This is a genomic window from Rhizobium sp. SRI_017 (assembly GCF_057586295.1).
In genome coordinates, this window is sequence record NZ_JBYCZP010000007.1 from 1 (window position 1) to 18,777 (window position 18,777).

Genomic DNA, 18,777 nt, shown 5'->3' on the forward strand with positions numbered 1-18,777 from the left:
GTCGTTTCCCGGACATGACCGCGCAGACACCTTTGACCTCACCAAGCAGCCCATCCAGCCGCGAGCGGCTTCATTGAATCGCTGAAATCCGCCAGACGGTAGTAGGGTTTCCTGGCGAGGCAAATTCGCCGTGTGCCGGATGTCCGGCTGGTACGGGCGCCAGTTCGAGCGTATGGCCTTGATCTAATTCAAGGGATAACGAAGCGTCGTCGGCGCTGGCTATTGTTCCAGCCAGCTCGTCAACAGCGATTTGTAAGATGACACGGTCGCCTACCAAGGGTCCGGACGCCAAATCGCGACTTTGCGGGCAGAGATGCAGTATTATGCCGAGTTCGACCGCTCGGCTTCTCGTTTGACCGGACCAACATTCCATCTCAATTCTCCCCATTCGTTGGCTGCCAACGCTAGGCTCCCTGTCTGCTTTCTGGGTAGAGATGCGCTGATATCAATACTCCTTCAGAATGATGGGGAGGCCCGAAAGCCTCCCCATCTTCGCCAACCATTTCAGAGCGCGCAGCATGCGGAGCGCCCATATCCTGATTACTCGATGATCTTCACAATCGCGCGGTTATCCCGCTGAACGATGACTCGGCGGTCGTTAATGACCGTGTAGGCGTAGGCGTCGTTATCGGGCACTGTTTCCAGCACCACGTCATCCGGCAGGGTGTTTCCAACGACAATCGTTTCCTTGACGACATACTTTTGAGCGGGCGCGGGGCGTTCCTCGATATATGTGACCACTTCCTTCGGCGGCGGGTTGAGTGAGGCTCCGGCGATCATGCCCAAAGCTCCACCGATGACCGCTCCCACGGGGCCGCCGACGATAGCACCTGTTACGGCTCCCCCTGCGCCTGTCACGATGGCAGCGTCATCATCGGCGTAAACCGGGAGCGAAACGGCCGAAACGGCGATACACGTCGCTGCTAAAAGTATCTTCTTCATCTCTAAGTCCTTTTCGGTGGGTGATAGTGCCATGGCATGTAAAGGAGGGCTTGTTATCGGCCATAACCCTGGGCCCACTGTGTAGTGGGCGCGTCGATCCCATAGCCGGCCATGTCTGCCGAAGAGCTCAGGCTCACCTGGGTCACAAGTAGGGTCGCTGTGATTGCGCAGAGAAGAGTTACAGTGAGCGCCAGGGCCCGCAGATTGGGAGTGTGGTTGTCGGCGTTCATCAGGTCATCCTCTGTTTGGTCAAACAAGTCCCGCCGACTCAAAGGGTTCCGCAATTTTCCTGATTTTGGTGTTAATTCAATATCTTGAACTGGCGTGTCATAATTTAGCAGGGACCTCCGGTTGAGATGCCAAGGATTCTGCTTCCAGTTTTTAGGTGCGGAACATTTCCTAGAACCTTGCGTTCGTTTCCCATTACCGAGACCAACCAAGGAGAATGATAATGAAGAAGACAGTCATCATGGCATGCGCTGGAGCTCTCGCGTCTGCGTCGTTTGCCTTCGCCGACGACGTGATCATCCGTCAGACCGATCCGGAACCCACCAACAGCATCGTGATCAAAGAGAAGCAGGACCCCGACCTGATCATCAAGAAGAAGAAGGTCATCATCCGGGAAGACAATGATCCGGACGTCACGATCAAGGGTTCGATCAACGTAGACTAACCCTCAAGCGTGCCCGTAACCCGGTGGCAGGCACGCCACCCAAAAGAGATTTGTCGATGGATGAGGTTGATAGTTACGCCGCCTATATCTTCGCGCTGATTAGCACGACTTGCTACGCCACGCTGCTGCTTCAGGCGCTTGGCCAATGAACCGGGGTTAGAGCACCTTTGGCCTTTTAAGAAGAAAGCCGCCGGGAATCCGGCGGCTAATGGCTTTAGATGACGTACGCATCATTCGCATTCACGGGGAAGCCTCAACGAAGGCCAAAAAACCCTAAAATCGCCAGTACGATTACGACGGCGCCTACAATCCAAATGATCTGATTCACGGCTCTCTCCTTTGTCGATCGGATCGTAAACGACTGAAGCGCTTGAAAGTTCCCTCTAGAGGGATATTGGCGTCTATTGCCCGGCTAACAGCCGGGTTATGTTTACTCGGCCTTGATTTATGGCGAGCTTGCGCGGGCGTTACGAGCCCAAGTCTGCAAAACTACAGACGAGCTCACAGAGGGGGAATAGCCTTGTTCCGCTGGAACATGACTTTGGAGCCTAACGAATTGGAAATGCTGCAGCGGGTCTATAAGACTATCCTGCGCGAGGTGTGAATAGGCGCTGGACTTTAACCCTTTCGCCTCGGAAGATTGACCCCGGCCCGCGCTCTCTAGCGCGTTGTGCCGCTATCACTAATTCCGCATCGGACGGGGTCCACGTTCGGCGCCGGTAGTGGGTCAAAAGCCGCGCCGAAACACATGCATGCCGCGACAGTCGCTGTGCTGTCGGACTATGCCGCCCGGCGCGACCCACACCTTGGTACGCCACGCAGCCCCTATTTCTTCGTCGCCGAGCAGGGCGGCAGATTGCTGCATCAATACGTGCATCGCGTGTTCTGGCAACTATCTCGGCAAGTCGGGTTCCGGCTGGAGGGACAGCCCAAAGGCTCACGGATTCACGATCTGCGCATCGTTCGTCGTCCAAACCCTGATCAACTGGTATCGTGCTGGCGAAGATGCGGAGCGCGAAAATTATACGGCATTAAGGCAGCTCGCAGCATGGAAAACCGCGCAGATGACGCCGTCCCCACGCTATACCGGTTAGCCAGAACGTGATTTAAAATCAGACGCGATCATACTTTAAATTGGCCGAGAGTTCGGTTAAAGATAGTCGATGATCGACACTCCCCTTCTGAAGACATTAATTGATCGCAAGGCCCGGCCTATCGTTGAGACGGCGCTTGCCGACACCCGTGTCGTCCTGATTGCCGGACCGCGACAAGCCGGAAAGACGACCCTTGCGCGCCAGTTCTCTGGTTCCGACCGTCCCTATATTACCCTGGACGACGTCGGTTCGCTCAATGCAGCGAGGACTGACCCAATCGGCTTTATCCGGGGCATTAAGCGGGCCGTAATCGATGAGGTACAGCGGGCGCCCGAATTGATGTTGGCGATCAAGGAAAGCGTCGATCGCGATGACGAGCCGGGGCGGTTCCTGCTCACGGGTTCCGCCAATCTGGCGACAATTCCGGCGATTGCCGACTCGCTTGCGGGTCGCTTGGCAGTCGTCCCCTTATTGCCGTTTGCACAATCGGAAATCCGGTCCACCCCGGGTCGTCTGCTGGATCGGTTGTTTGCCGGAGAAGAGCCTTATGTCGCAGAGGATACCGTTGTTGGCGACGACCTGATGCTGACAGTGCTACGCGGCGGGTATCCAGAAGTTCTGCGCCGGACGACGCACGGCCGGCGGACTGCGTGGCTGCAAGATTACGTGAATTTGATCCTCGATCGCGATGTGCGCGATATCGCAAGCATCGATCAACTGGATCGGCTTCCACGATTGCTCGATGTTCTTGCGGAGCACGCCGGACAAATGGTCAATCACAGCAGCTTCGGCGCTGCACTCGGATTGTCGAGCATCACCGCCCAGAAATATGTGGCCATTCTCGAGCGCCTCTATCTTATCCGGACACTCGTGCCGTGGTCGAACAACCGTTTGAACCGGCTGGTCAAGACGCCGAAACTCCACTTCCTCGACACGGGATTGCTCGCCGCCTTGCGGGAAGACGAAGCGAATGCGCTTCGAGATAGCAAGACCCGATTTGGCCCACTGCTCGAAAGCTTCGTCGTGTCAGAGCTACTGAAGCTGGAATCCTGGTCAGACCGGCGCTTATCCTTCTCGCACTACCGGACGAAGGACCGCGATGAAGTCGATGTCGTGATCGAAGATCGGCGTGGCCGGATCGTTGGAATCGAGGTCAAAGCATCCGCAACAGTGAAGTCCGACGATTTTCGAGGGCTACGCCAGTTGCAGGACGCCGTCGGCGAACGCTTCGTGCGTGGACTGGTCCTGCATGACCATGACCGCGTGACACCGTTTGGAGAAAAGCTCCAAGCCGCACCGCTATCTCTCCTATGGACCATGTAAGCTGTGGGCATCGCCCATGCGCGAGCGTCTGCGCGCAATTCGCGATGGTTGTTGGAAGAGATGTCGTGGCGTGGGATGTGGAACAGGTTGACAATCGCAGCATGGATGGGAACGGAGCTTTGTAGACCGCGCCTTGACTGAAGTGCTTCGGATCCGCTCTCGCCGCCGAATTGGCTGATGAGTGCTTGGGGGTCAACCTTACTCCCGTGCTCCGGCTATTTCTGCCCTTCGTATTCTATCAACTGCTGGAACTGCGAAATAGGTGGGTTGCCAATTCCGCGCCATTCACCGTGCTAAAATGGAACCACCAGACGCTTCAGTAAGGGCTCCTAACGTCGCCTAGAAAGGTAGTCGCGCATTCTCCTTGACCTCCTTCATCACGAAGAAAGTCCGGGTCTGCCGCACACCGGGCAGGGCGATGAGCTTCTGGCCGTGCAGCTTGTTGAAGTCGGCCATGTCGCGGACGCGGATTTTCAGGAGATAGTCGAAGTCGCCTGCGACAAGATTGCAGTCCAGCACTTCCTTCATCTCCATAACCGCGCCCTCGAAGGCCCCAAAACTCTCCGGCGTCGAGCGATCGAGCACCACGCCGACCATGACGAGCGCGCCGAGACCGACGGCCGCCGGCGCGACTTCTGCACGCACGCCGCTGATGTAACCTTCGTCGAATAGCCGCTGAGTGCGCCTATGGCAGGTTGCGGCGCTGACATTGACCCGCTCTGCGAGGTCGGCATTGCTGAGCCGGCCCTCCGATTGCAGGGCGCGCAGGATCTTGAGGTCGATACGGTCGAAATCCTCAGTGGAAGAATCTTTCATTTTTGGCCAGATAGATTGAAGAATTGAATTTAGACTTCGAAAATCTATCTCCCCAGAGGAAATTTCGCAACAAAATTAGAGAGCACCTTTCACAAGAATTCCATTAGCCTTCGGCAAGAAAATCGGCACGGGGGCCATGATCGATGTCACTTCTGGAAAAGTTTGAACGCTATCCTCTCACCTTCGGCCCGACGCCGATCGAGCACCTACCGCGGCTGACCGCGGCGCTGGGCGGCAAGGTCGAGATCTACGCCAAGCGCGAGGACTGCAATTCCGGCCTCGCCATGGGCGGCAACAAGCTGAGGAAACTCGAATACATCGTGCCGGACGCCATCGCCTCTGGGGCCGACACACTGGTGTCGATCGGCGGCGTGCAATCGAACCATACCCGCATGGTGGCGGCGACGGCTGCCAAGATCGGCATGAAATGCGTGGTGATCCAGGAAAAGTGGGTGCCGCATTACGATGCTGTCTACGATCGTGTCGGCAATATCCTGATGACCCGACTCATGGGTGCCGACAGCCGGCTGGTCGATGACGGCTTCGATATCGGCATCCGCCAGAGCTGGGAAGATGCGATCCAGTCGGTAAAGTATGCAGGCGGCAAACCCTACGCGATCCCGGCAGGCGCATCGGTGCATAAATATGGCGCGCTCGGCTATGTCGGCTTTGCGGAAGAAGTCACGGCGCAGGAGAAGGAACTCGGCTTCACCTTCGACTACATCATCGTCTGCGTCGTCACGGGCTCGACCCAGGGCGGCATGGTTGTCGGCTTTGCGGCGCAAGATCGGGCCGAACGGGTAATCGGAATCGACGCGTCGGGTATGCTCCAGCAGACGCGGGACCAGGTGCGCAACATCGTAGATGCGACCTCGGAACTTGTCGGGCTCGGCCGCGCGGTCCGGGAAAGCGAGATCGTCATCAACCCGGATTATGCCTATCCCGCCTATGGCGTGCCCTCGGAAGACACCAACGAGGCGATCCGTCTGGCCGCACGTACCGAGGCGATGATCACTGATCCCGTCTATGAGGGTAAATCCATGCAGGGGATGATCGACCTCACGCGCAAGGGCTTCTTCCCCGAGGGCTCCAGGGTGCTCTACGCCCATCTAGGCGGCGCTCCGGCGCTCAATGGTTACAGTTATTACTATAAGGACGGCTGAGCCGGCTGCCCGAGCAAGCGCCGATCCGGACCCATTGCCTTCCCGCCGCCGATCCGCAACGGACAATGACCATGAGCGACACGACGCCTCTCAGGACCATCGAACAGCGCCTTCTGTGGCTCTCCCACTGGATGATCCACTATGCAAACCACATTCGACCGAAGGTCGACAACATCAAAACCGGAGGACATCAGGCGAGTTCGGCCTCCATGGTTTCGATCATGACGGCGCTCTATTTCTCGGCCTTGCGGCCGGAAGATCGCGTGGCGGTCAAGCCGCATGCCTCGCCGGTGTTCCATGCGATCCAGTATCTGATGGGCAGGCAGACGCGGGAGAAGCTCGAGAATTTTCGCGCACTTGGTGGGGCGCAGAGCTATCCCAGCCGGACCAAGGACATCGATGACGTCGACTTTTCGACCGGTTCGGTGGGCCTCGGCGTCGCGATCACGGCGCTCGCCTCGATCGTCCAGGACTTCGTCCGTGCCAAGGCCTGGGGGCAGGGCAGACTCGGCCGCATGATCGCGCTCGTGGGTGACGCCGAACTCGACGAGGGCAATGTCTACGAGGTGCTGCAAGAAGGCTGGAAGAATGATCTCAGGAATTGCTGGTGGATCATCGACTATAATCGCCAGTCGCTCGACGGCATCGTCCGCGACGGCCTGTTCGAACGTGTCGAGAAGATTTTCGAGACGTTCGGCTGGGACGTGGTCCGGGTCAAATATGGAGTTCTGCAGCGCGCGGCCTTCGAGGAGCCGGGCGGCGGCAAGCTGCGCGAATGGATCGACCGCTGCTCCAACCAGGACTATTCGGCACTGACCTTCATGGGCGGCGCGGTCTGGCGCAAGCGGCTGCTCGACGATCTCGGCGACCAGGGCGATGTCACCGCTCTCATCGATCGACGAAGCGATGCCGAACTTTCGGCCCTGATGGAGAATCTCGGCGGCAACTGCGTGGCGACCATGGCCGAGATCTTCGCCGCCATCGACCATGACTGTCCAACCTGTTTCCTCGCTTATACGATCAAAGGCTGGAACACGCCTATCGCCGGACACAAGGATAATCACGGCGGGCTGATGACATCAAAGCAATTCGCCGACTGGCAGGCCTTCATGGGCATCGCGCCAGGCGAGGAATGGGAGCCTTTCGCCGGCGTGCCCGATCGCGCCGCACTCAAGATGTTTCTCGCTTCGGTGCCGTTCTTCGCGGAAGGCGAAAGGCGCTATTGCGACCATCGGCTGGACGTGCCGCGGATCGAACTCGACTCCAGCAGGGAAATCTCGACGCAGTTCGCCTTCGGCAAGATTCTCGACGATTTCGCCAAGGGCGGGTCAACACTCGTCGAACGCATCATGACGACATCACCCGATGTCACTGGCACGACCAGCCTGGGGGCGTGGGTGAACCGCCGCAAACTTTTCGCGCGCAAGCCGGCCGCCGACGCCTTCATCGAGCACCGCATTGCCTCGACAGCGAAGTGGGAATTCACACCCGAGGGCCAGCATGTCGAGCTCGGCATTGCCGAGATGAACCTCTTCCTGCTGCTAGGTGCTGCCGGGCTCAGCCATTCGCTGTTCGGCAAGCGGCTGATTCCCATCGGCACGGTCTATGATCCCTTCGTCTGCCGAGGTCTCGATGCGCTGAACTATGCCTGCTATCAGGACGCCCGTTTCATGATCGTCGGCACACCTTCGGGCGTGACGCTCGCGCCGGAGGGCGGCGCGCATCAGTCCATCGGCACCCCGCTGATCGGCATGAGCCAGGATGGACTGGCGGCCTTCGAGCCAGCTTTCGCGGATGAGCTCGGCGTCATTATGGAATGGGCCTTCGACTATCTCCAGCGCGACGGCGACAACGATCCAGACGAGCGGACATGGTTGCGCGATGAGACCGGCGGTTCGGTCTATCTCAGGCTCACCACCAAGCCGCTGGAACAACCGTTGAAGCGGGTCGACGACGACTTTCGGCAGGGCGCCATCGACGGCGCCTACTGGCTCAGAAAGCCCGGGCCGAACTGCTCGGTCGTCATCGCCTATCAGGGTGCGGTGGCCGACGAGGCCATTGCCGCGGCCGGCATGATCGGCGAGCACAGGCGTGATATCGGCGTGCTCGCCGTCACCTCGGCCGACCGGCTCAATGCCGGCTGGACGGCGGCGCAGCGCGAACGCGCCCGTGGCAATGCCCGCGCCAAAAGCCATGTCGAAAGCCTCCTCGATCCGTTGCCCGACCATTGCGCGGTGGTCACCGTGATCGACGGACACCCCGCGACGCTCTCCTGGCTCGGGGCCGTGGCGGGCCATCGGACCATCCCGCATGGCGTCGAGCATTTCGGACAGACGGGGACGATCGGAGACCTTTACCGGCATTTCCGGATCGACCGGAATTCCATTGCCGCCTCGGTGATGGCGCTCACATCAGGCAAGCGGGCCGCAGCGTACGAGGTTTTGCTCTTCCCATGACACGTCAAAGGCACAATCGACGCCGAGCCTGGCACCTCGGATCAAGATGGTGCAGTCCAACTGCCCAGCTTTTCATAAATGCCGTCACGCAATTGCCTGACCTGGCGGTTGAGATCGCCGAGTTGACCCGACGTGTGCCCGGACGTTTTCAGGAGCGCATCGCCCAGGCAGCCGGCTCTCGATCTCAGCGCGCGGCCCTGGTCGGTCAGCGCCACGACCACCTGACGTTCGTTCTCCGGATTGCGCGTGCGGCGCAGGAGGCCGGCGCCTTCCAGCCGTTTGAGCAAGGGCGTCAGGGTGCTCGATTCAAGGGCGAGTTTCTCGCCGATGTGACCCACGGTCTGTTCGTCCTCCTTCCAGAGCACATTGAGCACGAGATACTGCGGATATGTCAGGCCGAGCTCGTCGAGCCAGGGCTTGTAAAGCCTCTGGATCGCCATGCCTGCGGAATAGATGGCGTAGCACACTTGGTTGTCGAGCGGCACGGGGTCGTTTGATTTCTGTCGGGCCATGGAAGTCTCCTTTGGCCCAACATATAGCTAACGTTTTCGTGAAAAGATATATCGCGATAACAATTATGGTTGACAGGCGTGAAGGCAATCGATAGACGATAATTATCGCGATAACATTTGTCGCATAAAGCAAGGAGAGAGCAAATGAAGACCAGCACCATCATCGCCGCCACGGCGGCAATCGGCATCGCTGCCGCCACATCCGCCCAATCCGCTGAAAAGATCCCCGACAGCCAGATTGTCAGGAATGTCGTTCTCGTCCATGGCGCTTTCGCCGATGGATCCGGCTGGCGCGGCGTCTATGACAATCTCACTCAGCGTGGCTACAAGGTTACCATTGTCCAGAATCCGCTGACCTCATTGGCCGACGATGTCGCCGCCACGAAGCGAGCGATCGAACGTCAGGACGGCCCGACCATTCTCGTCGGTCATTCCTGGGGCGGCGTCATGATCACTGAGGCGGGCGTTGACCCAAAGGTAGCCGGCTTGGTCTATGTCTCCGCCCTGTCACCGGACGCCGGCGAGACCACCGCGCAGCAGTATGAAGGCTACACGACACCGCCGGAATTCGTGATCGAACCGACAGCCGATGGTTTCGGCTTCATCAAGGCGGACACGTTCAAGGCCGGCTTTGCCGCCGACACGACCGATGAAGACGCCGCTTTCCTGCGCGACTCGCAGGTGCCGATCAATTTGTCGGCCTTCGGCGTCAAGCTCGAGAATGCCGCTTGGCGCACCAAGCCGAGCTGGGCCGTTATCGCTCGCCAGGACAAGGCTTTCGACCAGCGGATGCTCCAGGATATGGCCAAGCGCATTGGCGCAAAGGTCACGGAGGTTGATGCCAGCCACGCACTGTTCATGACTCAGCCGAAGGTCATCGCTGACGTCATTGACAAGGCCGCGAAGAGCACGCAGCAAGCCGCCCGGTGATACTTCGTCCGAATGCAAAGCAGGCGGCGCAAAAGCCGCCTGCCAGTGTCACGACGCCTGGTCAGGTCGCTGTATCCGATACCCCAACGCATCGCCAGAAGGGACGCCGTTGGACCAGCAAGACATATTGAGCCATTAAGCATTTTCCGGCGGGAGTATGGTCTCCTCTCTGACGCGAACCGTGGTTCAGCCTCATCAATCAAACTGCGCGTTCCTTAACTCGAGAGCGGAAATAGTTCCGCTCTTGCTTCTTGGGCAGGTTAGCTCCGGGCTGGCGTAAATTGCGGTGTCTACCGTTCGAATCTCCTCAGTGTGGAGGGAGACTTGAAATCAAGCACAGGAGCAGTTCGCCCTTGACCGGGCGCCTCTTTGCGAAATAGATTTGATCCATTCACCAGGGGTGTCCCGACAAGGGGCTGAGATTCTGCTGAGCGATTTCGCAAGCGCAGTGACCCGTTGAACCTGATCCAGTTCATACTGGCGTAGGGACGGTGCAAGCGCTGACGACACGCAGATTCTCACCATGAATCCGTATCGGCGTTCTTCCATCATTCCGGCTTGATGACTGGGTCTCCAATGCGAAAACTTTGGAGCCTCACGATGAACATTGCCGAAAACTTCAAATCCCCCACAGTCACCACAGGCCCGCTTCCCGCGGCGAGGAAGGTGTTTGTTGGAGGCAAGATCCACCCTGGCCTTCAGGTGCCGATGCGCGAGATCGCACTTCATCCGACATCGGGTGAGCCGCCAGTGACACTCTACGATTCGTCCGGGCCCTATACCGATTCTGCCCATGTCGTGGCCATCGAAGCCGGCCTGCCACGACTGCGCGAGGCATGGATCGCGGCCCGTGGAGACGTGGGGTTCTGTGAGGCGCGCGCGGTCAGGCCGGAAGACAACGGCTTCGTTTCGGGTGATCGCCTCACACCGGAATTTCCGGTGCACAATCGTCCCTTCAAGGCCCTGGACGGCAGGCCAGTGACACAGCTGGCCTACGCCCGGGCCGGGATCATCACGCCGGAAATGGAATTCGTTGCCATCCGGGAAAATCTCGGCCGCAAGGCCATCAGAGAGCAGATCGTCCGCGATGGAGAGAGCTTCGGCGCCGCGATTCCCGATTTCGTGACACCCGAATTCGTGCGCGAGGAGGTCGCGCGTGGCCGGGCGATCATTCCTGCCAACATCAATCATCCCGAGAGCGAGCCGATGATCATCGGGCGCAATTTCCTGGTCAAGATCAACGCCAATATCGGTAATTCCGCCGTCACCTCGTCTATGGCCGAAGAGGTCGACAAGATGGTCTGGGCGATCCGCTGGGGTGCCGACACCATCATGGATCTCTCCACCGGCCGCAACATCCACAACATCCGCGACTGGATCATCCGCAATTCGCCGGTTCCGGTTGGCACCGTGCCGCTCTACCAGGCGCTGGAAAAGGTCGGCAGCATCGCGGAGGATCTCACTTGGGAGGTCTATCGCGACACGCTGATCGAGCAAGCCGAGCAGGGCGTCGACTATTTCACAATCCATGCCGGCGTCCGGCTTCACTACATCCCGCTGACCGTCAATCGCGTCACCGGTATCGTCTCGCGCGGCGGTTCGATCATGGCCAAGTGGTGCCTACATCATCACCGCGAGAGCTTCCTCTACGAGCACTTCGAAGAGATTTGCGACATCTGCCGAGCCTATGACGTGTCCTTCTCGCTCGGTGACGGGCTGCGGCCGGGCTCTATCGCCGATGCCAACGATGCGGCGCAATTCGCCGAACTCGAAACACTCGGTGAACTCACCCGGATCGCCTGGGCGAAGGATTGCCAGGTGATGATCGAAGGCCCCGGCCATGTGCCGATGCACAAGATCAAGGAAAACATGGACAAGCAGCTCGCTATCTGCGGCGAGGCACCCTTCTATACACTCGGGCCGCTGACGACCGATATCGCGCCGGGCTACGATCACATCACCTCCGGCATCGGTGCGGCAATGATCGGCTGGTTCGGCACGGCGATGCTCTGCTACGTCACCCCGAAGGAACATCTCGGCCTGCCCGATCGCAACGACGTCAAGACCGGCGTCATCACCTACAAGATCGCGGCGCATGCCGCCGATCTCGCCAAGGGTCATCCGGCTGCAAAGCTTCGCGACGACGCATTGTCACGGGCGCGGTTCGAGTTCCGTTGGGAGGACCAGTTCAATCTCTCGCTCGACCCGGACACCGCACGCGCCTTCCACGACGAGACGCTGCCGAAGGAAGCACACAAGGTGGCGCATTTCTGCTCGATGTGCGGCCCGAAATTTTGCTCCATGCGCATCTCGCACGACATTCGCGCCGAAGCACAGAAGGAGGGACTCGAAGCGATGGCCGCGAAATATCGTGCCGGCGGCGATCTCTACATGCCAGTGGGAGAGTGACATGCGCGCGCTGATAAAGGGGGCCGGCGTTGCCGGCCTTGCCGTGGCGCATGAGTTCGTTTCCCAGGGTTTTGCAGTGGATGTCGCGGAAACAGCGCCGGCAATCGGCGCCGGCGCTTCATGGCTGGCCGCCGGCATGCTCGCGCCGTGGTGCGAGCGCGAGAGCGCGGATTCGCGGGTGCTCGATGAAGGCAGGATGGCGGCCGACTGGTGGGAAGCGGCAGCGGCAGGTGAGGTGGTGCGGAGGGGAACGCTGGTCGTCGCCCAGTCTCGTGACATGAGCGAACTTGCCCGTTTCGCGTCCCTCACATCGGAATATCAATGGCTGGATGAAGGAGGCCTAGCCGAGCTGGAGCCTGCGCTCTCAGGGCGCTTCCGCAGGGGCCTTTTCTTTCATGGCGAAGCGCATCTCGATCCGCGGCGTGCTTTGCGGGCGCTTCAGAGTTCGCTGCAGTCACGTGGTGTCAGGTTTCACTTCGGCGCGGGACACAACGCTCCGCCCGGCGACTTCGATCATGTGATCGATTGCACCGGTGCTGCCGCGATCGGCAGGCTGGAACGGCTGCGCGGCGTCCGCGGCGAGATGCTCTATCTCGAAACCGACGAGGTTGTGCTCTCCCGGCCCGTCCGGCTGCTCCATCCGCGCCACCCGATCTACGTCGTTCCACGCGAGCGCGGCCGGTTCATGGTCGGCGCCACGATGATCGAGAGCGAAACGGATCGGCCGCCAACGGCGCGCTCCCTCTTGGAGCTTCTGAATGCGGCCTATGCGCTTCATCCCGCTTTCGGCGAAGCGACTGTGCTTGAGACTGGGGCTGGCGTGCGGCCCGCATTTCCGGACAATTTTCCGCGCGTGCTCCAGGTGGGACGCGTGCTGCATGTGAACGGGTTCTATCGTCATGGCTTTCTGCTGGCGCCCTCCATGGCCCGACGGGTAGGCGAGAGGCTGACGGAGGCGAGGATGAGACAAGCGAGAATGGGAGCAACGCCATGAGACTGATCGTCAACGGGGAAGATCAACACCTCGAGGCCGCGACGCTGACCGATGTCCTGACCCTTCTGGAATACGAGGGTGGATGGTTGGCCACCGCCGTGAACGGGGAACTGGTCCATCGCGAGGATCGCGCCGCCCACCACCTCTATGAGGGCGACCGGATCGAAGTTCTGACACCGCTTCAGGGAGGGTGAGATGGCTCTTTTTTATGGAGCCGAAACAGGCTCGCGACTGCTTCTCGGCACGGCACGATATCCAAGCCCGGCGACCCTCGAAGAGGCGGTGCGGCGCTCCGGAACAGAGATCGTTACCGTTTCCCTCCGGCGTGAAGCCGCCGGCGGCAAGGCGGGAGGAACCTTCTTCGAAATGATCCGCACGCTCGGTGTGCGTGTGCTGCCGAACACGGCGGGGTGCCATTCGGTGTCCGAGGCCGTGCTGACGGCGAAAATGGCGCGCGAGCTTTTCGGCACTGATTGGATCAAGCTCGAAGTGATCGGGCATCATGACACGCTGCAACCTGATGTCTTCGGGCTGGTGGAGGCGGCGAGAATTCTTTGCGGCGAAGGCTTCAAGGTGTTCCCCTATACAACCGATGATCTCACCGTCGCTGAACGCCTGCTGGAGGCGGGCTGCGAAGTGCTGATGCCGTGGTGCGCGCCGATCGGCTCGGCGATAGGACCGGTCAACATGATGGCTCTGAGATCCCTGCGTGCTCACTTCCCTGATGTGCCGCTAATCGTCGATGCGGGCATCGGCCGCCCGTCGCATGCCACCCAGGTGATGGAGATCGGCTACGATGCAGTCCTTCTCAACACTGCGGTTGCGGGAGCGAATAATCCGGTCCTGATGGCTGCGGCTTTCGCGCAAGCCATCGAAGCGGGCCACAATGCTTATCGCGCGGGACCGCTCGAACCGCGGGACATGGCGGTTCCGTCAACCCCTGTTATTGGCAAGGCGGTGTTCGCATGAAACTCGATCCCTTCTACCTGATCGTCGACAGTGCCGGTTGGATCGAGAGGTTGGTGCCCGTGGGTGTCCGGTTGGTGCAATTGCGGATCAAGGATAGGCCCGACGCAATCCTGCGTGCCGAGATCCGCAAGGCGCGGGCCATATGCGCCCCGCATGGCTGCCAGTTGATCATCAACGACTACTGGCAGCTTGCCATCGAGGAGGGTTGCGATTTCGTCCACCTTGGACAGGAGGATCTCGCGGATGCCGATGTGAAGGCCATCCGCGCGGCCGGCCTGAAGCTCGGCGTTTCGACGCATGACGATGCCGAACTCGAGACCGCACTCGCCGCCGGTCCAGACTATGTCGCACTCGGCCCCGTTTATCCAACCACCCTCAAGCAGATGAAATGGGCGCCCCATGGGCTGGAGCGGCTCGCAACGTGGAAAAGACACGTCGCGCCGCGGCCACTCGTCGCGATCGGCGGGCTGAACATCGAAAGGCTGCAAGGTGTGTTCGACGTGGGCGCCGACAGCGCGGCCGTGGTCACCGACATCACGCAGAACGCCGATCCCGAAGAGAGAACCCGGGCATGGATCGAATTCACGGAACGATGGCGATGAGAAGCCCGCCGTACGTGCTTGTCGTTGCCGGCTCGGATTCCTCCGGTGGTGCCGGCATTGCGCGGGACATCGCCACGCTGTCCCATTTCGGCGTCCGCGCTTCACTGGCACTGACGGCCGTGACGGCGCAAACAAATGCGGCGGTCATCGCGGTGGAAGCCATGCCCGCTGCTTTGGTCGCTGCCCAGATGCGGGCGGCGTTAGACGCGAATCCGATCGCGGCCATCAAGATCGGGATGCTGGCAACAGCCGAGATTGTGGCGGCTGTTGCGGGTGCATTGGCCGAATACGAAACCATTCCCGTCGTTCTGGATCCCGTAATCGCCAGTACATCGGGCGCCCGGCTGCTTTCGGATGCGGGCATCGAAAGTCTGCGGCGAAGGCTATTGCGGGTATCGTCGTTGGTGACGCCGAATCTTCCGGAACTCGGCATTCTCACGGGCGCTGGCACAGCTCGCTCCGATATCGAGATTGCCGGCCAGGTCGCCTGGTTGCTCGACAAGGGTCCGGCGAAAGTATTGGTGAAGGGCGGGCATGCCGGAGGACCAAGATCGATCGACACGCTGTTCGCTAGCAGGGAGCCGCAACGGCATTTTGCATCTCTGAGGCGCGATGCCTCCCTGCGGGGGACGGGCTGCATGCTGTCGAGCGCTATCGCGGCTCATCTGGCTCTAGGGTACGAGATCCAGGCAGCCGTTATCCGGGCGAAGGCTTTCGTGGACGAGAAGTTCGATGCGGAGGGCGGTCGGTTATCGAATCTGGAGCCCGCTCCTGTCGAGAGCTGACTGTCGGCGGCGGGCCATGATTTGACGGTGTGGAACCGCGACCCGCTCAAGTGGAACCGCTGGCCAAATCTGGGCGACGGTAGCACCGACACCGCACGACCACGCAGAAGGAACTGTATTCGTCATCTGGATGCGTGTTGTTCAGATTCAGCGGCCACAGCCACTGTCGAGGCGTTGGTAGAATTTGTAGCCTTGCACAGCTATCTCCTTTCGAGTTGGAGGTGCTCGCCGGATAATGTTGGTCAGGCCGGCTAAATGACGATGATCGCTGGGGCCGAAACGGCAGAACATTGCGGGCCTCATACGTGAAGGCGCTCCAGGCCGTGAAACCTGGAGCCGATTTTTGGAACCAGCAGCTAGTTGCCGGCCGCCTGAGCCGCGTAGTTGTAGCTGTCGTAGCTGTATTCGGCCACCCGGAACCACTGGAAGGACTCGTCGCGAAATTTCTTCCATTCTGGATAGATCTTTGCCCAGGCCGGGTGCTCCTCGCCATATTCTGCGTAGAGTTCGAACGCCGCTTTGTAGGCTGCATCCATGATATCACGCGGCATCGGCCGCAGCTTGACGCCCTTGCCCACCAGCGAACGGATCGCCGAGGTGTTCTTTACGTCGTACATGGCTTGCATGTTGAGGTTTGCCGCCTTGCAAGCCGTGTCCAGCGCAACCTTGTAGGCCTCCGGAAGCGTCTCGTACTGCGTCTTGTTGATGAAGAAATGAACCGTCAGGCCGCCTTCCCAATAGGCCGGGTAGTAGTAGTTCGGGGCGATCTGGTAGAAACCCAGGCGTTCGTCGTCGTATGGCCCGATCCATTCGGCGGCATCGATTGTGCCGCGCTCGAGAGCAGGGTAGATGTCGCCGCCCGGTAGCTGCTGCGGCACGACGCCGAGCCGCGACATCACCTGCCCTGCAATGCCGGCGATCCGCATCTTGACGCCCTTGAGATCGGCGAGGTTCCTGATATCGTCGCGGAACCAGCCGCCCATCTGGGCACCAGTGGCGCCGCCGGGAATGCCGACCACACCATAATCGGCCAGGAAGGCGTTATAGAGTTCGTTGCCGCCGCCGTGATAGAGCCAGGCGTTCTGCTGGCGGGCGTTCAGGCCGAACGGAATGGTCGAGCCGATGGCGAATGTCGGATCCTTGCCGGTGAAATAATAGCCGCAGGTATGCGCGATCTCGACGGTGTTGGCGTTGACCGCGTCGAGCGCCTGCGGTCCCGGCACGAGTTCGCCCGCCTGGAACACTTGGATCTCGAATTTGCCTTCGGTGATCTTCGACAGCGCGTTGGCCATCACCACCGCGCCGCCATAGATCGTATCGAGATTGTTCGGGAAGCCGGAGGTCAGGCGCCAGCGAAGCTTGGGCAGTTCCTGGGCGATCGCGGGGGCGGCAAGCGTTGCGCTGGCTGCAGTCGCGACGCCCGCGACAACGCCTTTCGACAGGAAATTGCGGCGGTTGAGAATATTGGTCATCCGTGGTCCTCCTCGGTTTGGATGGTTTGGGTGCCGACCGCGCATCGGCGCAGGCGGCGGCATGCACGTTCCGTGGGTCTATTTTTGCGGCACACCGAAATCCGGAGTCGGTGAGCCGAAGTCCATCGCCGATGAGTCCGGTTTCGCCAAGCTACCGTCCGTGTTGAAGGGCTCGCTCGGTGTTCCGAAAGGATTGTCTCCGTCATCGCCCGGCATCGGCACGTTGAGTTGGATCTCGGAAGGGTTCACGACGGCCTGGTCGGACTTGTAATGGGTCACGAGGCCGGGGAAGGAGATCACCACCGCGACCATGGCGAGCTGGATGGCGAGGAACGGCAGTGCGCCCATGTAGATCTGGCCTGATGTCACGGGCTGGATGGTCTCGCCCGTCATCTTGTCCCTATAGGCGCGCGAGGGTGCCACGGAACGGAGATAAAAGAGCGAGAAGCCGAAGGGCGGATGCATGAAGCTCGTCTGCATGTTGATCGCAAGCATGACGCCGAACCAGATGAGATCGATGCCCAGGCTTTCCGCGACCGGTGCGAGCAGCGGGATGATGATGAAGGCCAGTTCGAAGTAATCGAGAAAGAAGGCCAGGAGGAAGACGAGCAGGTTGGCAACGATCAGGAAGCCGATTTCGCCGCCGGGGATCGAGGTCATGAGATGCTCGACCCAGACATGTCCGTTCACACCGTAGAAAGTCAGGGAGAACACGCGGGCGCCCAGCAGGATGAAGATCACGAAGGACGAGAGCTTGGCTGTCGCATAGAGTGCCGAGCGCAGCATCGTCAGATCGAGGCGGCGGTTGAGGGCGGCAAGCATCAGCGCGCCGACCGCGCCCATGGCCCCGCCCTCCGTCGGCGTGGCGACCCCGATGAAGATCGTGCCGAGCACGAGGAAGATCAATGCGAGCGGCGGAATGAGCGAGGTCGACACCTTGCGCACCAGTTTCAGCCCGCGGAGCGAGCGCGCCGCGACCGGCAGCGCCGGTACGCTGGCCGGCTGCAGCATGGACGTGATGATGATATAACCAGCGTAGACGGCGACGAGCATGAGGCCAGGAACCAGCGCGCCTTTGTACATATCGCCGACGGAACGGCCGAGCTGGTCGGCCAAGATGATCAGCACCAGGCTCGGCGGAATGATCTGGGCCAGCGTGCCCGAGGCCGCGATCGTGCCGGCTGCGACACGGCGGTCATAGCCGTAGCGCAGCATGATCGGCAGCGAGATCAGCCCCATCGAAATGACGGAGGCTGCGACGACGCCCGTGGTGGCGGCCAATATGGCGCCGACGAAGATCACAGCGAATGCGAGACCGCCGCGCACCGGGCCGAAGAGCTGGCCGATCGTGTCAAGAAGATCCTCCGCCATTCCGCTTCGCTCGAGGATCAGGCCCATGAAGGTGAAGAAGGGGATGGCGAGCAGTGTCTCGTTCGACATCTGCCCAAATATTCGGTCGGGAATCGCCCCGAACAGGCTTGCGGGCAGAAGACCCATTTCAATGCCGATGAAGCCGAAGACGAAGCCCACGAAGGCGAGCGCGAAGGCCACCGGATAACCGATGAGCAGCACCACGATCAGCGACAGGAACATGATCGGCGCGAGATTTTCCGCGAAGAATGCGAACATGAATTGAG

General features: G+C 60.2%; 16 protein-coding genes, 1 pseudogene and 1 riboswitch. Of the genes and pseudogenes, 11 read left to right on the plus strand and 6 right to left on the minus strand.

The window, feature by feature from the left end; genetic code table 11:
• Positions 1 to 540: 540 nt before the first annotated feature.
• The gene (locus AC2YI2_RS16535; protein WP_487387595.1) at positions 541 to 942 is read right to left on the minus strand and encodes a DUF1236 domain-containing protein; all 402 of its coding nucleotides are present in this window, start codon (positions 940 to 942) and stop codon (positions 541 to 543) included.
• 451 nt (positions 943 to 1,393) lie between these two features.
• Between AC2YI2_RS16535 and AC2YI2_RS16540 the strand changes: the two genes are divergently transcribed.
• Positions 1,394 to 1,615 carry a hypothetical protein gene (locus tag AC2YI2_RS16540; protein WP_487387596.1) on the plus strand — a complete coding sequence of 74 codons (222 nt, stop codon included), beginning with the start codon at positions 1,394 to 1,396 and terminating at the stop codon, positions 1,613 to 1,615.
• Positions 1,616 to 2,778: 1,163 nt separating this feature from the next.
• Entirely contained in the window at positions 2,779 to 4,032 is a 1,254-nt protein-coding gene (locus AC2YI2_RS16545) for an ATP-binding protein (protein WP_487387597.1), read from the plus strand.
• Positions 4,033 to 4,046: 14 nt separating this feature from the next.
• Here AC2YI2_RS16545 and AC2YI2_RS16550 read toward each other — a convergent pair.
• Both AC2YI2_RS16550 and AC2YI2_RS16555 read right to left on the minus strand, forming a co-directional pair.
• Positions 4,047 to 4,218 (minus strand): annotated as a pseudogene (locus AC2YI2_RS16550) (IS6 family transposase); the annotation flags it as partial.
• Positions 4,219 to 4,371: 153 nt separating this feature from the next.
• On the minus strand, positions 4,372 to 4,848 hold the full coding sequence (locus AC2YI2_RS16555) for an Lrp/AsnC family transcriptional regulator (RefSeq protein WP_487387598.1): 477 nt from the start codon (positions 4,846 to 4,848) through the stop codon (positions 4,372 to 4,374).
• Positions 4,849 to 4,991: 143 nt separating this feature from the next.
• Between AC2YI2_RS16555 and AC2YI2_RS16560 the strand changes: the two genes are divergently transcribed.
• Positions 4,992 to 6,011, plus strand: a complete 1,020-nt coding sequence (locus AC2YI2_RS16560) for a 1-aminocyclopropane-1-carboxylate deaminase (RefSeq protein ID WP_487387599.1) — start codon at positions 4,992 to 4,994, stop codon at positions 6,009 to 6,011.
• Between the two features lie 71 nt (positions 6,012 to 6,082).
• On the plus strand, positions 6,083 to 8,467 hold the full coding sequence (locus tag AC2YI2_RS16565; protein ID WP_487387600.1) for a 1-deoxy-D-xylulose-5-phosphate synthase N-terminal domain-containing protein: 2,385 nt from the start codon (positions 6,083 to 6,085) through the stop codon (positions 8,465 to 8,467).
• 41 nt (positions 8,468 to 8,508) lie between these two features.
• On the opposite strand, the gene AC2YI2_RS16570 is transcribed toward AC2YI2_RS16565, so the two are convergent.
• Positions 8,509 to 8,979 carry a MarR family winged helix-turn-helix transcriptional regulator gene (locus tag AC2YI2_RS16570; protein WP_487387601.1) on the minus strand — a complete coding sequence of 157 codons (471 nt, stop codon included), beginning with the start codon at positions 8,977 to 8,979 and terminating at the stop codon, positions 8,509 to 8,511.
• Positions 8,980 to 9,123: 144 nt separating this feature from the next.
• Here AC2YI2_RS16570 and AC2YI2_RS16575 point away from each other — a divergent pair, with 144 nt between their 5' ends.
• The 7 genes from AC2YI2_RS16575 to thiD all read left to right on the plus strand — a co-directional run bounded on the left by AC2YI2_RS16575 (position 9,124) and on the right by thiD (position 15,668).
• Positions 9,124 to 9,909 carry an alpha/beta fold hydrolase gene (locus AC2YI2_RS16575; RefSeq protein ID WP_487387602.1) on the plus strand — a complete coding sequence of 262 codons (786 nt, stop codon included), beginning with the start codon at positions 9,124 to 9,126 and terminating at the stop codon, positions 9,907 to 9,909.
• A gap of 386 nt (positions 9,910 to 10,295) precedes the next feature.
• Positions 10,296 to 10,416, plus strand: a riboswitch (TPP riboswitch).
• Between the two features lie 93 nt (positions 10,417 to 10,509).
• Positions 10,510 to 12,318 carry a phosphomethylpyrimidine synthase ThiC gene (gene thiC / locus AC2YI2_RS16580; RefSeq protein WP_487387603.1) on the plus strand — a complete coding sequence of 603 codons (1,809 nt, stop codon included), beginning with the start codon at positions 10,510 to 10,512 and terminating at the stop codon, positions 12,316 to 12,318.
• A gap of 1 nt (position 12,319) precedes the next feature.
• On the plus strand, positions 12,320 to 13,312 hold the full coding sequence (gene thiO, locus AC2YI2_RS16585; protein ID WP_487387604.1) for a glycine oxidase ThiO: 993 nt from the start codon (positions 12,320 to 12,322) through the stop codon (positions 13,310 to 13,312).
• Complete coding sequence (thiS, locus tag AC2YI2_RS16590) at positions 13,309 to 13,506, plus strand: sulfur carrier protein ThiS (RefSeq protein WP_487387605.1); 198 nt, start codon at positions 13,309 to 13,311, stop codon at positions 13,504 to 13,506. The genes thiO and thiS overlap by 4 nt, the downstream gene beginning before the upstream one ends.
• Before the next feature lies 1 nt (position 13,507).
• Complete coding sequence (locus AC2YI2_RS16595) at positions 13,508 to 14,281, plus strand: thiazole synthase (RefSeq protein ID WP_487387606.1); 774 nt, start codon at positions 13,508 to 13,510, stop codon at positions 14,279 to 14,281.
• Entirely contained in the window at positions 14,278 to 14,883 is a 606-nt protein-coding gene (locus AC2YI2_RS16600) for a thiamine phosphate synthase (protein WP_487387607.1), read from the plus strand. Before AC2YI2_RS16595 ends, AC2YI2_RS16600 begins: the two co-directional genes overlap by 4 nt.
• Positions 14,880 to 15,668, plus strand: coding sequence for a bifunctional hydroxymethylpyrimidine kinase/phosphomethylpyrimidine kinase (gene thiD / locus AC2YI2_RS16605; protein WP_487387608.1), 789 nt, complete (start codon positions 14,880 to 14,882; stop codon positions 15,666 to 15,668). The genes AC2YI2_RS16600 and thiD overlap by 4 nt, the downstream gene beginning before the upstream one ends.
• A 356-nt stretch (positions 15,669 to 16,024) precedes the next feature.
• On the opposite strand, the gene AC2YI2_RS16610 is transcribed toward thiD, so the two are convergent.
• The gene (locus tag AC2YI2_RS16610) at positions 16,025 to 17,140 is read right to left on the minus strand and encodes a TRAP transporter substrate-binding protein (protein ID WP_487387609.1); all 1,116 of its coding nucleotides are present in this window, start codon (positions 17,138 to 17,140) and stop codon (positions 16,025 to 16,027) included.
• A 78-nt stretch (positions 17,141 to 17,218) separates the two neighbouring features.
• Positions 17,219 to 18,769 carry a TRAP transporter large permease gene (locus AC2YI2_RS16615; RefSeq protein WP_487387610.1) on the minus strand — a complete coding sequence of 517 codons (1,551 nt, stop codon included), beginning with the start codon at positions 18,767 to 18,769 and terminating at the stop codon, positions 17,219 to 17,221.
• Positions 18,770 to 18,777: the final 8 nt, after the last annotated feature.

What these genes read in the sequence shown, in the direction of transcription:
- thiC (WP_487387603.1), top strand. Translation starts at nt 10,510, where the DNA reads ATGAACATTGCCGAAAACTTCAAATCCCCCACAGTCACCACAGGCCCG.
- AC2YI2_RS16615 (WP_487387610.1), bottom strand. Translation starts at nt 18,769, where the DNA reads ATGTTCGCATTCTTCGCGGAAAATCTCGCGCCGATCATGTTCCTGTCG.
- AC2YI2_RS16545 (WP_487387597.1), top strand. Translation starts at nt 2,779, where the DNA reads ATGATCGACACTCCCCTTCTGAAGACATTAATTGATCGCAAGGCCCGG.
- thiO (WP_487387604.1), top strand. Translation starts at nt 12,320, where the DNA reads ATGCGCGCGCTGATAAAGGGGGCCGGCGTTGCCGGCCTTGCCGTGGCG.
- AC2YI2_RS16570 (WP_487387601.1), bottom strand. Translation starts at nt 8,979, where the DNA reads ATGGCCCGACAGAAATCAAACGACCCCGTGCCGCTCGACAACCAAGTG.
- AC2YI2_RS16600 (WP_487387607.1), top strand. Translation starts at nt 14,278, where the DNA reads ATGAAACTCGATCCCTTCTACCTGATCGTCGACAGTGCCGGTTGGATC.
- AC2YI2_RS16555 (WP_487387598.1), bottom strand. Translation starts at nt 4,848, where the DNA reads ATGAAAGATTCTTCCACTGAGGATTTCGACCGTATCGACCTCAAGATC.
- AC2YI2_RS16560 (WP_487387599.1), top strand. Translation starts at nt 4,992, where the DNA reads ATGTCACTTCTGGAAAAGTTTGAACGCTATCCTCTCACCTTCGGCCCG.
- AC2YI2_RS16575 (WP_487387602.1), top strand. Translation starts at nt 9,124, where the DNA reads ATGAAGACCAGCACCATCATCGCCGCCACGGCGGCAATCGGCATCGCT.
- thiD (WP_487387608.1), top strand. Translation starts at nt 14,880, where the DNA reads ATGAGAAGCCCGCCGTACGTGCTTGTCGTTGCCGGCTCGGATTCCTCC.
- AC2YI2_RS16595 (WP_487387606.1), top strand. Translation starts at nt 13,508, where the DNA reads ATGGCTCTTTTTTATGGAGCCGAAACAGGCTCGCGACTGCTTCTCGGC.
- AC2YI2_RS16565 (WP_487387600.1), top strand. Translation starts at nt 6,083, where the DNA reads ATGAGCGACACGACGCCTCTCAGGACCATCGAACAGCGCCTTCTGTGG.
- AC2YI2_RS16540 (WP_487387596.1), top strand. Translation starts at nt 1,394, where the DNA reads ATGAAGAAGACAGTCATCATGGCATGCGCTGGAGCTCTCGCGTCTGCG.
- AC2YI2_RS16535 (WP_487387595.1), bottom strand. Translation starts at nt 942, where the DNA reads ATGAAGAAGATACTTTTAGCAGCGACGTGTATCGCCGTTTCGGCCGTT.
- AC2YI2_RS16610 (WP_487387609.1), bottom strand. Translation starts at nt 17,140, where the DNA reads ATGACCAATATTCTCAACCGCCGCAATTTCCTGTCGAAAGGCGTTGTC.
- thiS (WP_487387605.1), top strand. Translation starts at nt 13,309, where the DNA reads ATGAGACTGATCGTCAACGGGGAAGATCAACACCTCGAGGCCGCGACG.